Below are 13,756 nucleotides of genomic sequence, written 5' to 3'. Positions count from 1 at the left end.
GCACCATGGCTCACTCTTGTGTCATCGGCACTACAGGAGATGACATGGACGCGAACGAGCCTCGTACCGGTGGCTGGAGCCAGTTCGGTGACACCCCGCCCTCCGCCGGAGGGTTCACCCGGCCCGGCCCGGTGCTGCCGCCGCCTCCGCCGCCGAGGCGAACCGGGTTCATGCTGACCCGTAAGGCGATCGCGGGGCTGGCGCTGGCCGCCGTGGCCGCCATGTCGGCCGCCGCGCTGGGCGGTGGGGCGGTGGGCGCGTACCTGGCAGGGGGGAGCCCGCAGCCCGTGGCGACCGCCACCGTGAGCAACCCGAGCCCGGTCTTCCGCACCGCCGCCGACCAGTACACAGTGGCGCAGGTGGCGGAGAAGGTGCAGCCGTCCGTGGTGATGATCCAGGGCCAGACGAGCGAGGGCTCCGGCGTGGTGCTGTCGCAGGACGGCTACATCCTGACCAACAACCATGTCGTCTCGGGGCAGAACGGCGGGCTGACGGTCAAGTTCAACGACGGCAAGACGGCCAAGGCGACCGTGGTCGGCACCGACCCGGCCACCGACCTGGCGGTCATCAAGGCCGAGGGTGTGTCGGGGCTGGCCAAGGTGGCGCTCGGGGACAGCGACCAGCTCAAGGTCGGCGACGACGTGCTCGCCATCGGCAGCCCGCTGGGCCTGGACGGCACCGTGACGTCCGGCATCATCAGCGCCCTGGACCGCACCGTGACCTCCGGGAGCGGCCAGGACGAGCAGCAGCTCCCGCCGGGCTGGGGCGGGCAGGGGCAGCAGCAACAGCAGGAGACGACCACGCTCGGCGGCATGATCCAGACCGACGCGGCGATCAACCCGGGCAACTCCGGCGGCGCCCTGGTGAACGCGGCGGGCGAGCTGGTCGGCATCAACAGCGCGGTCGCCGCCGACGGCGTCAACCTCGGCTTCGCGATCCCGGTGAACACCGCCAAGCACGTGTCGGAGCAGCTCATCAGCAAGGGCACGGTGAGCCACGTGTACCTGGGCGTGAGCGTCACCGACGCCAGCGGCGACGCGACCGGCGCGCTCGTGCGCCAGGTGACCCAGGGCAGCCCCGCCGAGAAGGCCGGGCTGAAGCAGGGGGACCTGATCACCAAGATCGGCGAGACGCCGGTGCAGGGCGGCGACACGGTCGTCGGCCAGGTGCGCGGGTACAAGGTCGGCCAGCAGGTCGCCGTCACCTACCAGCGTGACGGCGAGGAGAAGACCGTGACCGTCACGATGGAGGAGCCGAAGCAGCAGCAGTAGAACACACCCTGAAGAGCGCCTTCACCCGTACGGGCGGAGGCGCTCTTCGCGTTGCGGCACTTAATCCGATCCGGTGGGGAAGATGCGCGGATCGGTGGCGATTAGGCCCTCCTCGATCGGCGTAACTCGGGTTACATTCACGTTAATTTGCCCTCTCTTATTCCCCGAGTAGACCGAAGGAGAGAGGCATGAGCGCGAGAACCGCAATCGCGGCCCTGACTGCTGCGGCGATCCTCATGCCGGCAGGCGCCGCCCAGGCAGGTGCGGCGGCGCCGCCGCCCGACTCCCAGTTCCAGAAGGTGACGCTCAACGACAACCCGGGCGAGCCCATGGACCTGGCGGTGTTACCCGATTCGAGGGTCCTGCACACGACCAGGAAGGGCGAGGTCTGGTTACACGACCCGAAGACCGGCCTCAACACGCTCGCCGCCCGGCTCGACGTGTACCAGCACGACGAGGAAGGGCTGCAGAGCATCGCCCTGAGCCCCGGCTTCGGCAAGGGCTCCAAGAAGGACGACTGGGTCTACCTCTACTACTCGCCCCCGCTGAACACCCCCGTGGACGACCCGGCGACGCCGGACGTCAACGAGGGCGACGCCCCGTTCACCGGCACCCCGGCGGACTTCGCGCCCTTCAAGGGCCTGATCAGGCTGTCCCGCTTCCGGTGGGGCGGCACCACCGTCGACCTGCGCACCGAGCAGCGCATCCTCGACGTCCCGGTGGACCGGGGCATCTGCTGCCACGTCGGCGGCGACATCGTCTTCGACGCGGCAGGGAACCTCTATCTGTCCACCGGCGACGACACGAACCCGTTCCAGTCGGACGGCTTCACCCCGATCGACGAGCGGGCCGACCGTAACCCGGCCTTCGACGCCCAGCGCAGCGCCGGCAACACCAACGACCTGCGCGGCAAGATCCTGCGCATCAGCGTGCGCGACAACGGCTCGTACACCGTCCCCAGGGGCAACCTCTTCAGGCCGGGCACGGCGGGCACCCGGCCGGAGATCTACGCCATGGGGCTGCGCAACCCGTTCAGGATCGAGCTGAACCGGCGCACCGGCGAGCTGTACGTCGCCGACTACTCGCCCGACCAGCAGGAGGCCGACCCCGCGCGCGGCCCGGCGGGGCACGGCAAGTGGACGGTGGTCCGCAGGGCGGGCAACTACGGCTGGCCGTACTGCGCGACGGCGCGGCTGCCGTACGTGGACTACGACTTCGCCACCGGCGCCTCGGGCGCGACCTTCGACTGCGCGGCGCCCGTCAACGAGTCGCCGCACAACACCGGCCTGCGCCGGCTGCCGCCGGTCGTGCAGCCCGACGTGTGGTACTCCTACGGGCCGTCGGCGGAGTTCCCCGAGCTGGGCACCGGCGGGATCGGCCCGATGGCGGGACCGGCCTACGACTTCGACCCGGCCGACACGCGCGGACGCACGGCCGTGGGGTGGCCGAAGTACTACGACGGCGTCCCGCTCTTCTACGAGTGGACCCGCGACTACGTCAAGGCCTTCCACGGCAACGGGCGGCGGATCGAGCCGGTGCTGCCCTCGTTCGTCTTCGACAACCCGATGGACCTGGAGTTCGGCCCCGACGGCGCGCTCTACGTCCTGGAGTACGGCGACGGCTTCTTCAGCGAGAACCCGGACGCGCAGCTCGCCCGCGTCGACTACATCGGCAACACCGGCAACCACACCCCGATCCCGGCCGCCCAGGCCTCGGTGACGAACGGCCTGGCCCCGCTCACCGTGAGCTTCACCAGCACGGGCACCGCCGACGCCGACGGCGACCGGATCCGCTACGCGTGGGACTTCAACGCCGACGGCCGGGTGGACTCCCGCGACCCGAGCGGCTCCTACACCTACACCCAGAACGGCATCTACGACGCCACCCTGCGGGTGAGCGACCCCAGCGGCAGGTCGGCGGCCACGTCGGTGCGGATCGTGGTCGGCAACGCCGCGCCGGTCGTCGAGCTGGTACGCCCGGTGGCGGGCCAGCCGTTCACCTTCGGCGACGTGGTCGAGTTCGAGGTCCGCGTCACCGACGACCAGCCGGTGAACTGCGCGAACGTGACCGTGGACTACATACTCGGCCACGACGACCACGGCCACCCGCAGACCACCGCCCGTGGCTGCACGGGCTCAATCCAGACCACCGAGCCGAGCGGCCACGACCCGGAGACGGACGAGCTCACGGGCGTCTTCGTGGCCACCTACACCGACCCGGGCACCGGCGGCCTGCCGCCGCTGACCTCCAGCACGCAGGTCGTGCTGGAGCCCACGAGTTAGGAGACACCCTCATGTGTTACGGCTACGGCCCCAGCAGGCGCACCCTGCTCGCGGCGGGCCTCGGACTCGGCGCGGCGGCGCTGGCCGCCGCGTCCCCGGCCGCGGCGGCGACGCCGCCGCACCACCACGGCGGCAGGGAGCGGGTCCCTCCGGGCCAGATCAGCATCCAGCTCTGGACGGTGCGCGACGACCTGGCCCAGAACTATGACACGACCCTCGCCTACCTGGCCGAGATCGGTTACCCGAAGGTCGAGCTGGCGCTGGGCTACTTCGGCCGCACGGCGCAGCAGTTACGCGACTTCCTGGACGGGCTCGGCATCCAGGCCAGCTCCAGCCACGACGGAATCAGCCCCGACGACGCCGCGCTGGAGACGAAGATCCAGAACGCGCTGACGCTCGGCCAGACCTACATGGTGGTGCCGTACCTGGCCTCGACCAGCCTGGACGAGTGGAAGGGCTGGGCCGAGCGGATGAACGTCGAGGCGCTGGCCGCCCGCAAGGCGGGGCTGCGTTACGGCTACCACAACCACGCCCACGAGTTCACGACCGACCTCGGCGGTGGGGTGACCCCGTGGGACGTGCTCACCTCAGAGCTCGACCCGCGCCTGGTGCACCTGGAGATCGACATCTACTGGGCGGTCACCGGCGGCGTGGGGCGCGGGGCCAGGGATCCGGTGAAGTTCGCGATCGACGTCATCAGGCGGGCGCCGCAGCGGGTGCTGCAGTACCACGTCAAGGACCGGCACCTGGACGGTGACATGGCCGACCTGGGCACCGGCACGATCGACTTCCGCCGGGTGTTCGACGCCCATCAGGTCAGGGAGTACATCGTGGAGAACGACACCCCCGACGTGACGCCGCGGCAGACGTCGCAGGTCGGCTACCGCTACCTGCGCAAGATCCGCTTCTAGTCTAAAAAGTTCGTGCTGACGACGCCGACAAGCGGTAGAAAACGGTCACCCGGGAACTTTTCTCCATGCGAGACATATGGGGCCTGGGGGGAAGTATGTACCACTCGCTCGGCGTCGTCATCACCGCGATCATCACCGCCGCGCCGCCGCAGGTGGACAACATCGCCCACCGCGGCGGCGCGGCGCACGCGCCGGAGAACACCATCGTGGCCTGCGCCGTGGCCAGGGCCCAGCGGGCCGACACGTGCGAGTTCGACGTCCAGCAGACCAAGGACCACCGGCTCGTGCTCATGCACGACGAGACCCTGAGCCGCACCACCAACGTCGAGAAGCTGTTCCCCAAGCGCAAGCCGTGGTGGGTCTCCGACTTCACGCTCGCCGAGATCCAGCGGCTGGACGCGGGCTCGTGGTTCTCCGAGCGCTTCCGCGGCGAGGGCGTGCCCACGCTCAAGCGCGCCCTGGAGGCGGCGCGTGAGACGGGCGCCGGGCTTCTGCTGGAGGTCAAGCACTCCCCGCGCAGCCCGGACATCGACCGCCGGGTGGCCGTCGAGCTGCAGGAGGAGCGCGAGTCGTGGACCTCCGAGCGGCTCACCGTGCAGGCGTTCGGCTGGCACTCGATGCGCGTGCTGCGCGACATGGTGCCCGGCCTGCCCATCGCGCTGCTCGGCAGGCCCGCCTCCGGACGGCTCGGCGAAGTGGCCCGCTACGCCGACGGCCTCACGCTTCCGCACACCGGGCTCACCGCCCGGTACGTCAAGAAGGTGCACGAGCGGGGCATGCGCGTCTACACCTGGTCGGCCGACCGGCCCGCGCTGATCCAGCGGCTCATCTCCCACGGCGTCGACGGCATCATGACCAACAGGCCCGACCGCCTGGAGGCCGCCAGACGGCGCGGGTGACGCCCCGCCGCTCAGGCTGGAAGGTCCATCCTGGAAAGGCGTCGCATGTTGTGATCAGGGTGTGCAAAGCGGTTTCACTGATCAGCGATGCCTCCTGTGAGCCGGCCGCCATCGAGCTCCCTGGCGATCTCGTTGCGGGTCCGCCTGGCCTCGGGCACCTCGTCGCGCTCCAGCACGCGGCTCAGCACGTCGAGCGCCGCCGTGGTCTCGCCGGCCGCCCGCAGCGCCTGGCCGAGCCCGGTGCGTACGACCGGGTCGTTCGGCAGCCTGCTGACGGCGGCCATCATGTGCTCGACGGCCGTGCCGCGCCTGCCCTGGATCAGCGAGATGCGGCCGATCGCGGCCAGGATCCAGCCCACCGACGTGCAGTCGTTGAGCGCCTCGTACAGGGTGGCGGCGGCCAGATAGCGGGCGTTGGCCTCGTCCAGCGCGCGCTGCTCGAAGCTGAGGTTGCCGAGCAGCGACTCGATGTCGGCGCGCACCCGCATCTCCTTCGGCGGGCACACCCTGGCGGCCTCGCGGGCCAGCCGGCTCGCCCGGTCGGGCTCGCCCTCGGCGCGGGCGCGCACGGCGGCGCAGAGCAGCGCGGCGGGGTCAGGCGGCGGCTGCGGCCACTGCCCGGCGTCGAGCCTGCGCAGCGGGGCGAGCAGGCGCCGCTGCCGCAGGTCGGGGCCGGCGTTGTGGCGGGCGTCCGTGATGAGGTGGCGGTCCTCCATCGAGTGCAGGAACGCGTCGGTGATCTCCACCGTGCCGGCCGTGCCGCTCCCGCCCCGGTGCAGCAGCGTGCGCCGCAGCCAGCGGTCCAGCTCGCGCGGCGACAGCTCGTGCTCCGCCGCGGCCACCGCGAGCGTCCTGCCGCACCAGTCGGACAGCGCCCGGTCGACCTCCGACCGCAGGTGCGCGAAGTGGTCGTGGCCGGGCTTCTCGCGCCACAGGTGCGCGCCGGCGACCTGCAACAGCAGCGGGTCGATCGCCCGGGTCAGGCGGCTCACCCGGCCGCTCTCGTCCCTGATCGTACGCAGCTCCTCCAGCAGCTCCTCGACCTCGGCGGGCGGGAAGTGCAGCCGCATGGCCTGCGCCGATCGGCTGACGACCACGGTGGCGGCCTCGGGTGAGAGCGGCCGCAGATGGTACTCGGCGCACTCCGGCCGGTCGGCGTCCTTCACCTCGTGGCGCAGGTCGTCCAGGTAGTCGGAGCGCACCGACAGGAGCAGGCGCAGGTTCGGCCGGGCGGCCAGCGCCTCGAAGAGCTCGTCCAGCAGCCGTCGGCGGTGCCCCTTGCCCGGCTCCTGCCTGCGCAGGAACGCCTCCGCCTGATCGACGGCGGCGAAGGTCAGGGCGGGCCGGCCGTCGCTGTCGTGCGTCTGCCTGCCGCGCACGAACTCGCCGACCGACAGCGCCGCCAGCCTTCCTGGCGTCTCCTCGGGGTCCCAGGAGGACAGCAGGGTGAGCACGTACGGGTTGTGGCCGGGCAGCGCCGCGGCCGGCCACACCTGGCACGAGGCCGCCCGCCCGAGCGGCAGCACGTTGGCGTTGTCCGCGCGCAGCGCCGGGATCAGCCCCGCGCGCAGCAGCGAGGTCTTGCCCGCGGCGGCGTCGGAGTGCAGGATCGTCAGCCTGTTGCGCCGCCACAGCTCCAGCAGCAGCCGGATCTCGTCGGACCTGCCGAAGAAGAGGCTCTCGTCGTGAGCGGTGAACGGCCGCGGTCCGATGAAGGGGCTGCGTCGCCGCCGCAGTGCCGCGGGTATTCCTGCCATGGGGAGACCTCGCTCACCGAGGAGATGACATATCGCGCCGGCCCGAGCGGAAAACCGCCCGCGAGCGTGCGCCACGGTGCGAAATCAAATATCGACCGGGCCGAAACGCGATGATGTCTCTGCCGCACCACATTTCCAAGTTACCGCACGTCGAATCGGAAACCTTACCGGCGCGACTGTTCCGGGCCACCGAAATACAAAAGGCGGCGCCCGCCGTTCATTCGAGCGCCGGAAACTTCGGGCCCGGTCATTTCCCCCCCGCGCCCGCCGAGGTGCGGCCCACCCGTGACCCACTGAGGCGCGCGACACGGAGCCGCGATCCACGCCGTGACCACGAGGCACGATCCCGCTCGGCGATCGATGGGCGTTGGCTGCCGCGCGGCTGACCTCCCGCCGGGCTGTCAGGGGATGAGCAGCGTCTTGCCGAGCGTGGCCCGCTTGGCGATCGCCGCGTGCGCGTCGGCGGCCCGCTCCAGCGGGAACGTCTGCCCGATCACCGGCCGCATCCGGTCGGCGGCGCCCTCGGCCAGCGCCCGCACGGACAGCTCCCGCACGGCCTCGGGCGAGGAGAAGGCCGCCCCCATCGACACGAGGGTGACACCCCGCCCGGCCGCCTCCTCGGGCTCGATCACCGTCATCGAACCGCTCCCTGCCCCGAACGCGAGGAACCGCCCGCCCTCACGGACCAGCTCGAACGCCGCCCGCCCGATGTCGCCGCCCGCCGGGTCGCAGGCCACGTCCACGCCCGCGCCGCCCGTCACCTCACGCACCCGCTCGGCCCAGCCGGGCTGGGTGTAGTCCACGCCCGCCTCGGCGCCGCGGCTCTGGGCGAGTTCGAGCTTGGTCCGCGACCCGGCGGCGGCGATCACCCGGGCGCCCGCGCGCGTGGCGAGCTGGATCAGCAGGCTGCTGACGCCGCTGGCGGCGGCCCCGATCAGCACCCACTCGCCGGCCGCGGGCGCGACCACCTGGGCGATGCCGAGGGCGGTGCGCCCGTCGTTCAGCAGGCCGACCGCGTCGCGGTTGTGCAGCCCTTCGGGGATGGGGATCACCAGGCTCGCGTCGACGGCCACCTTCTCGGCGTAGCCGCCGGTGCCGCCGGTCGTGCTGGCCACCCGCTGCCCCGCAAGGGCGGCGTCCACGCCGGGCCCCACCGCCACGACGGTGCCCGCCACGCCGTTGCCTGGGATGATCGGCAGCTCCGGCAGCGGCATGGGCGCGGAGCCGGACCGTACCTGCGTCTCCACGAATGTGATGCCGACGGCCGCGGTCTCGATCAGCACCTGCCCCTCACCCGGCACGGGATCCGGCGTCTCCTCCACCCGCAACACCTCGGGCCCGCCGAACTCCCTCAACCAGACAGCACGCATTCCGCAACTCCCTCGACGTCGTCGCTCCTCATGAGCCATCTACGACAGCCGTCCGGAGATCACGCCTATTCCTGCCGCGGGTGAACGACGGCCCGTTCGCCGGCCCGGCGGGTGGCGGCCAGGTAGAGCAGGGAGCAGGCGGCCAGCGCCGCGCTCACGCCGAGCGCGACCGGCGCGCCCACGGGAAGGAGCAGCCCGCCGAGCGCCGTCCCCAGGGCGATGCCGAGGTAGAGCACGGAGCCGTTCAGCCCGACCACGACGGCGGTCTCCTGAGGCGCGGCGGAGATCAGCCGCAACTGCTGTGCCGGGGTCTGGAACCAGGTGCTCGCTCCCCAGGCCGCCATGAGCAGCGCGGCCACCGGCAGCAGGTGCGACCCGGCGCCGGTGGCCCAGGTGAAGGCGGCCAGGGTGAGGGTGAGCGCCGCGTACCCGACGGACAGCACGCGGACGGGCCCGTACCGGTCGGCCGCGCTGCCCGCGACCAGGTTGCCGGCGACGGCGCCCGCGCCGTACAGGAACAGCAGCCACATCTCGGACTCCGGCGTGGCGCCCAGCGCGTGCAGGAGCGGGACGGCGTAGGCGTACAGGCCGTAGCTGGCCATCATGCCGAGCAGGGTCAGCGGCAGCACCGCGAGCACGCCCGGATGGCGCAGGGCGTGCAGCCTGGTGCGCAGCGGGACGCTCGGGCTGCCAGGCAGGGCGGGCAGGACGGCGAGCACGCCGGCGGCGCAGAGCGCGCAGAGGGCGGCGACCAGCCCGAGCGCGATCCGCCAGTTCAGCGTCCTGTCGGCGAGGTTGCCGAGCGGCACGCCGAGCGCGGTGGCCACGGTCAGCCCGCCGATCACCACGGCCAGCGCGCGGGCCCGCTGGTGGGGCGCGGCCATGGCGGCGGCCACGGCGCCGGCGTTGGGGGTGAAGGCGGCGGCGCCGGCGGCGGCCAGCACCCGGGTGACGATCAGCACCGGGTAGTCGGGCGCCAGCGCGGAGCCGAGGTTGGCCAGCGCGAGCACGGTAAGCGCGCCGGTCAGCAGGGCCCGGCGCGGCACCCGGGCCGTGAACGTGGCCAGCACGGGCGACAACACCGCGTACGCGACGGCGAAGACGGTGGCCGACTGCCCGGCGGCGCTCTCCGTCACCTGCAACGACCGGGCCATCGCGGGCAGGAACCCGGCCACCACGTACGCGTCGGTGCCGACGGCGAACGTGCCGAGCCCCAGCACCAGGGTTCTTATCGGGATACCAGACATCCTCATTCCACTTCCGGGGTGAGCCCGCCGTGAGGGGGAGCGATCGATCAGCCGCGCATGCGGGCGTAGGTGCGCCGGGTGCGCTCGCCCGAGGGGGAGGCGTCTGCCATGAGGCCGGCGATCGTCTGCCCGGCCAGCTCCCGCCGCCAGGCCAGCTCGGCCCGCCGCATCGCCATGGAGATCCCGCAGGGACGGCGGAACTGCCCGCCTTCCGCGCCGACGCCGCGCTGCCGGATCTCGACGCAGCGGAACGCCTCGGCGGGCCCCTCCAGCGCGGTCACCACGTCCATCACGGTGATCTGCTCGGGCGGCCTGGCCAGCGAGAAGCCGCCTCTCGCGCCGGGGACGGAGGTGAGGATCCCGGCCTTGGTCAAGGCCTGGAGCCGCTTCTTCAGGTACTCCTGCGGGAGGTCGAACCAGGCGGCGAGCTTGCGGATCGACACGGGGCCCTCGTCCTGCAGCCAGCCCAGGGTCACACAGCAGTGCAACCCCCACTCGACTCCTTCACCCATCTGCACAATCGGGATATTACACATCCCCGATGAGTCGCGTGTCGTCCGGAGCCGCGGGGCGTTGTCAGCCGTTGTCCGGCACGAGGCCGCCGGGGCCGAGCTCGAAGCTCTGCCCGTCCTCGGGGAAGACGATGTTCGGCCGGTCGGAGCCGGTGACCTCCTCGCCGAGATGCGTCGGGAAGAGGGTGAGGCCGGGGTGGTCGTCGGCGATGCGCTCCACGTCGTCCAGCCCCATGTGGCCCACCTTGGAGGTGCGGAAGGACGTGTCGAGGGCGAGGGCCGCGCTGGTGTCGGCGAGCCGCTCGACCGACGGGCACAGCACGGTGTCGCCGGTGTAGCCGAAGACGGTGCCGGCGGCGTCGGTGATCGAGTAGCCGAGGGCGATCGGCGTGGTGTGCTCCACGCGCAGGGCCTGGACGCGGTAGCCGTCGCCGGACCACTCGCCGCCCTCGTGGCCGAACTCGACGAAGCGCGCGCGCACGCGGGGCCGCACCTGCTCCCAGGTGCCCGGGTAGCTGATCTCGAACAGGTGCGCCACCCGCTCGGCGAACCCGGTCGGGCCGATGAGCACCAGCTCGCGCTCCCGCTCGCGCAGCAGGCCCTGCTCCATGAGCAGGAAGATGATGTCGAAGAAGTGGTCGGCGTGGAAGTGGGTGATGAGGCAGATGTCCACGACGGCCGGGTCGATCCCCGAGCGGCGCATCGCCTTGATCGAGCCGTTCGGCGTGTCGATGAGGAGCTTGCCGTCCAGCAGCGCGGAGGCGCTCAGGCGGTCGTGGAAGATCGAGCCGGTGCCGACGAAGTGAAGCTGCATTCCCGCCCCTATAGCGTTATGTGACATCTATATTACTCACTGTAGTCAATTCAGGGGCGGGTGGTCATGACCGGTTCGGTGAGGTCCGCGTCACTGGCGGTGGCCGTGGTGTCGGCGGTGCTGCTGCACGGGAGCGCTCAAGCGTCGGCCGACGGTTCCAGAGGCGGTGTCGGCTGGTCGGCGGTCGGCGCGCCCACCGGCATGGAGGAACTGGTCGACCTGGTCGTGCGGCGGTTGCTGCTGGCCGACGAGGTGGCGGCGGCCAAGCTCGCCGGCGACCGCCCGATCGACGATCCCGCCCGCGAGCGGCGGCTGCTCGACACGGTCGCCGCCGAGTCGGCGCGGGCCGGGCTGCCGCCGGAGGACGGGGTGCGGTTCTTCCGCGCCCAGATCGAGGCGGGCAAGCGGGTGCAGCGCGGGCTGCACGCGCGCTGGCGGGCCCATCCCGAGCTGCGGCCCCGCCGCCACGCCGACCTGGAGACCGAGATCCGGCCGCGGCTCGACCGGCTCACGCCGCGCCTGCTGCGCCTGTTGAAGGAGACCGCACCGGTACGCGCCTCCGTCGGCCGCTGCTGGGCCGCGTCGGCCGCCGCCAGGCTCGACGTGGAAGCGCGTACCGGGCTGGACCGGCTGCACCGCGACGCCCTCGACGCGGCGCTCGTCCCGCTCTGCGCGCGCTCAGGCCGAGCGCGGCAGGGGATGCCGGGTTCTTGACGCGGCGCACCTCGGGTCGTCCACGCGCGCGGTGACACGGGCGCAACTTCGTGGCCGCCGTGTGGCCGGGCGCCCTCGGCCGGAGGCGTAGGGGCGCGCGGGCAGCGGGAGAATCACAGCCGTGGCTTCCGCCGTCGCCGTCGCCGCTGGTGCGAGGGCCGCTTCAAGCGCCGGTTCGGAGGCGGGCGCCGGGTCGGCGGCGTCGGGTTTTCGGGAGTCGGCGGGAGGCGCCAGGAGCGCGTCCTCCAGAAGAGTCATGAGCATCAGACCGATCAGAGCAGCCACCGGGATGGCCAATGCCGCGAGGATGATCGTCACCTCCTGCTGTGGCGCCGGGCGATCGCTCTGATGTGATCGCCCCGTTCACATTCCGCCAACAAGCGGCCCCTACCGCACCAGAACGGGACTAAACGGGCTGGCCGGGTCAGGAGAGATTGCAGGTGGCCGACGGCATGAACGGGTTCTCCGGAGGCACCCCCACGGCCTGGCCGTAGGCCGGGTACTTCCACGCGCACACCGCCGTCACCGAGACCTCCGCGCCGTCCGAACACTTCATGCCGGACCAGCCGGCGCCGTACATGAGCGTCTGCCCGTGCGCCTTGCAGTACTCGCCGACGTCGTTCCACGTGACCGTGCCCGTGGAGGGCTGGAGCGACGGCTTGGGCGAGGGCGGCTGGCTGGTGGCGGACGGCTTGCGGGTCGGCTCGGGCGTCTTCCTCGGCTTCTTGGTGGCGGTGGTGGCGCTGCTGCCCGGCATCGCGTCGGAGTCGCGGGCCGGGGTCGCGGACCTGCGGGGCGTCTTTGTCGGGGACGCCGGAGCCGGGCCGGCGGTCTTGCCCGGCTTCTTCGTGACGAGCAGCTCGTACGCGGTGGGGGCGGGTGACGGGGTGGACACGGGGGCCGAGGCCGGGGGCGACGTGCTCGGCGGCGGTCGCAGCGCGGCCTGTCGCTGGGCGGTGGCGGGGGTGAGGGCGTACACGCTGATGCCGACGCCGGCGGCGAGGACCAGCGCCGCGCCCGCCGCCACGATGGCGGGCACGCGCCGGCCGGGGCGGGTGTGCGGGGCGGTGGGAAGGTGCCCGCCGGCGGCATACCCGGTCGGAACCCCACCAGCGTGGGCGGGCTGGTCACGGCCATCGGCCGGGACGTCCTGCCAGGACAGGGCACGCAGGCGTTCGACCACCTGGGCGGCGGTGGGCCGCCCCGCCTGCTCCTTGTCCAGGCACTCCGCCAGCAGCAGCCGCAGCCGCCCCTCCACCCCGCTCAGGTCCGGCTCGCTGCGCAACACCGAGTTGAGGGTCGCGGGAATGGACTCGCCGGGAAAGGCCCGCTGCCCGGTGGCCGCGTAGTACATGGTCGCGGCCCACGCGAACAGGTCGGCGGCCGGCCCCACGTCCTCGTCCGCGATCTGCTCGGGCGCCATGTACGCGGGACTCCCGATCGGCTGGCTGCTGACCACCGACTGGCTCACGTCCAGGGCCTTGGCGATGCCGAAGTCGATCACCACGGGCCCGTCGGGGCCCAGCAGCACGTTGCCCGGCTTGAAGTCCCTGTGCACCACCCCGGCCGCGTGAATCGCGGCCAGCGCCGTCGCCGTGTTGATCGCCAGCCGCTGCAGCGCCGCCGCGCCGCGCGGCCCGCTCTCCCTGACCGAGTCCTGCAGCGAGGGCCCGTCCACGTACTCGCTGACGATGTACGGCCTGGCTCCCAGGAACCCGGAGTCCAGCAGTTGCACCGTGCAGAACGGCGCCACCCGCTCGGCCGTCTGCACCTCGCGCAGGAACCGGTTCCTGGCCTCGTCGTCGGTGATCAGGTGCGAGTGCAGCAGCTTGACCGCGACGAGCGGGCCGCCGGGACCGCGCGCCGTGTAGACCGTGCCCTGCCCGCCCGCGCCGAGCCGGCCCTCCAGCCGGTACGGCCCGACCTCGGCGGGGTCGTCGGGCAGCAGGCTCATCGGCTCGGGCACCGGAGCTCCTCGA

11 protein-coding genes are annotated in these 13,756 nt (G+C 72.3%); 5 read left to right on the top strand and 6 right to left on the bottom strand.

All coding sequences use genetic code 11. The features are described 5' to 3' along the window. The first annotated feature begins 44 nt into the window (after positions 1-44). From FXF51_RS47755 to FXF51_RS47740, 4 genes are all read left to right on the top strand, one after another. A complete protein-coding gene (locus FXF51_RS47755; RefSeq protein ID WP_148441465.1) occupies positions 45-1,271 on the top strand; it encodes a S1C family serine protease in 1,227 nt (408 codons plus the stop codon). Positions 1,272-1,459: 188 nt separating this feature from the next. After that, positions 1,460-3,553: a PQQ-dependent sugar dehydrogenase gene (locus FXF51_RS47750; protein ID WP_148441464.1), complete on the top strand. Its 2,094-nt coding sequence runs from the start codon at positions 1,460-1,462 to the stop codon at positions 3,551-3,553. A gap of 11 nt (positions 3,554-3,564) precedes the next feature. Next, a complete protein-coding gene (locus FXF51_RS47745) occupies positions 3,565-4,464 on the top strand; it encodes a sugar phosphate isomerase/epimerase family protein (protein WP_148441463.1) in 900 nt (299 codons plus the stop codon). Positions 4,465-4,559: 95 nt separating this feature from the next. Next, positions 4,560-5,363, top strand: coding sequence for a glycerophosphodiester phosphodiesterase (locus FXF51_RS47740; protein ID WP_148441462.1), 804 nt, complete (start codon positions 4,560-4,562; stop codon positions 5,361-5,363). 74 nt (positions 5,364-5,437) lie between these two features. Here FXF51_RS47740 and FXF51_RS47735 read toward each other — a convergent pair whose 3' ends face one another. The 5 genes from FXF51_RS47735 to FXF51_RS47715 all read right to left on the bottom strand — a co-directional run bounded on the left by FXF51_RS47735 (position 5,438) and on the right by FXF51_RS47715 (position 11,063). Beyond that, on the bottom strand, positions 5,438-7,120 hold the full coding sequence (locus tag FXF51_RS47735; protein ID WP_148441461.1) for a tetratricopeptide repeat protein: 1,683 nt from the start codon (positions 7,118-7,120) through the stop codon (positions 5,438-5,440). A gap of 401 nt (positions 7,121-7,521) precedes the next feature. Further along, the gene (locus FXF51_RS47730; RefSeq protein ID WP_148441460.1) at positions 7,522-8,490 is read right to left on the bottom strand and encodes a zinc-binding dehydrogenase; all 969 of its coding nucleotides are present in this window, start codon (positions 8,488-8,490) and stop codon (positions 7,522-7,524) included. A gap of 65 nt (positions 8,491-8,555) precedes the next feature. After that, complete coding sequence (locus tag FXF51_RS47725; RefSeq protein ID WP_222871794.1) at positions 8,556-9,737, bottom strand: MFS transporter; 1,182 nt, start codon at positions 9,735-9,737, stop codon at positions 8,556-8,558. Between the two features lie 47 nt (positions 9,738-9,784). Further along, positions 9,785-10,249, bottom strand: a complete 465-nt coding sequence (locus FXF51_RS47720) for an RrF2 family transcriptional regulator (RefSeq protein ID WP_222871793.1) — start codon at positions 10,247-10,249, stop codon at positions 9,785-9,787. Between the two features lie 64 nt (positions 10,250-10,313). Then, complete coding sequence (locus FXF51_RS47715) at positions 10,314-11,063, bottom strand: MBL fold metallo-hydrolase (RefSeq protein WP_148441457.1); 750 nt, start codon at positions 11,061-11,063, stop codon at positions 10,314-10,316. 66 nt (positions 11,064-11,129) lie between these two features. Here FXF51_RS47715 and aroQ point away from each other — a divergent pair, with 66 nt between their 5' ends. Next, positions 11,130-11,777 carry a gamma subclass chorismate mutase AroQ gene (gene aroQ, locus FXF51_RS47710; protein WP_148441456.1) on the top strand — a complete coding sequence of 216 codons (648 nt, stop codon included), beginning with the start codon at positions 11,130-11,132 and terminating at the stop codon, positions 11,775-11,777. Between the two features lie 424 nt (positions 11,778-12,201). On the opposite strand, the gene FXF51_RS47705 is transcribed toward aroQ, so the two are convergent. Next, positions 12,202-13,743, bottom strand: coding sequence for a serine/threonine-protein kinase (locus FXF51_RS47705; protein WP_148441455.1), 1,542 nt, complete (start codon positions 13,741-13,743; stop codon positions 12,202-12,204). Positions 13,744-13,756: the final 13 nt, after the last annotated feature.

Origin of the sequence: Nonomuraea sp. PA05 (genome assembly GCF_008086045.1) — a bacterium.
In the GTDB taxonomy this organism is placed as follows: domain Bacteria; phylum Actinomycetota; class Actinomycetes; order Streptosporangiales; family Streptosporangiaceae; genus Nonomuraea; species Nonomuraea monospora.
Note: the sequence above shows the minus strand (reverse complement) of the source record. Positions and strands in the feature narration are given on the sequence as shown.

What these genes read in the sequence shown, in the direction of transcription:
- FXF51_RS47755 (WP_148441465.1), top strand. Translation starts at nt 45, where the DNA reads ATGGACGCGAACGAGCCTCGTACCGGTGGCTGGAGCCAGTTCGGTGAC.
- FXF51_RS47750 (WP_148441464.1), top strand. Translation starts at nt 1,460, where the DNA reads ATGAGCGCGAGAACCGCAATCGCGGCCCTGACTGCTGCGGCGATCCTC.
- FXF51_RS47745 (WP_148441463.1), top strand. Translation starts at nt 3,565, where the DNA reads ATGTGTTACGGCTACGGCCCCAGCAGGCGCACCCTGCTCGCGGCGGGC.
- FXF51_RS47740 (WP_148441462.1), top strand. Translation starts at nt 4,560, where the DNA reads ATGTACCACTCGCTCGGCGTCGTCATCACCGCGATCATCACCGCCGCG.
- FXF51_RS47735 (WP_148441461.1), bottom strand. Translation starts at nt 7,120, where the DNA reads ATGGCAGGAATACCCGCGGCACTGCGGCGGCGACGCAGCCCCTTCATC.
- FXF51_RS47730 (WP_148441460.1), bottom strand. Translation starts at nt 8,490, where the DNA reads ATGCGTGCTGTCTGGTTGAGGGAGTTCGGCGGGCCCGAGGTGTTGCGG.
- FXF51_RS47725 (WP_222871794.1), bottom strand. Translation starts at nt 9,737, where the DNA reads ATGTCTGGTATCCCGATAAGAACCCTGGTGCTGGGGCTCGGCACGTTC.
- FXF51_RS47720 (WP_222871793.1), bottom strand. Translation starts at nt 10,249, where the DNA reads ATGGGTGAAGGAGTCGAGTGGGGGTTGCACTGCTGTGTGACCCTGGGC.
- FXF51_RS47715 (WP_148441457.1), bottom strand. Translation starts at nt 11,063, where the DNA reads ATGCAGCTTCACTTCGTCGGCACCGGCTCGATCTTCCACGACCGCCTG.
- aroQ (WP_148441456.1), top strand. Translation starts at nt 11,130, where the DNA reads ATGACCGGTTCGGTGAGGTCCGCGTCACTGGCGGTGGCCGTGGTGTCG.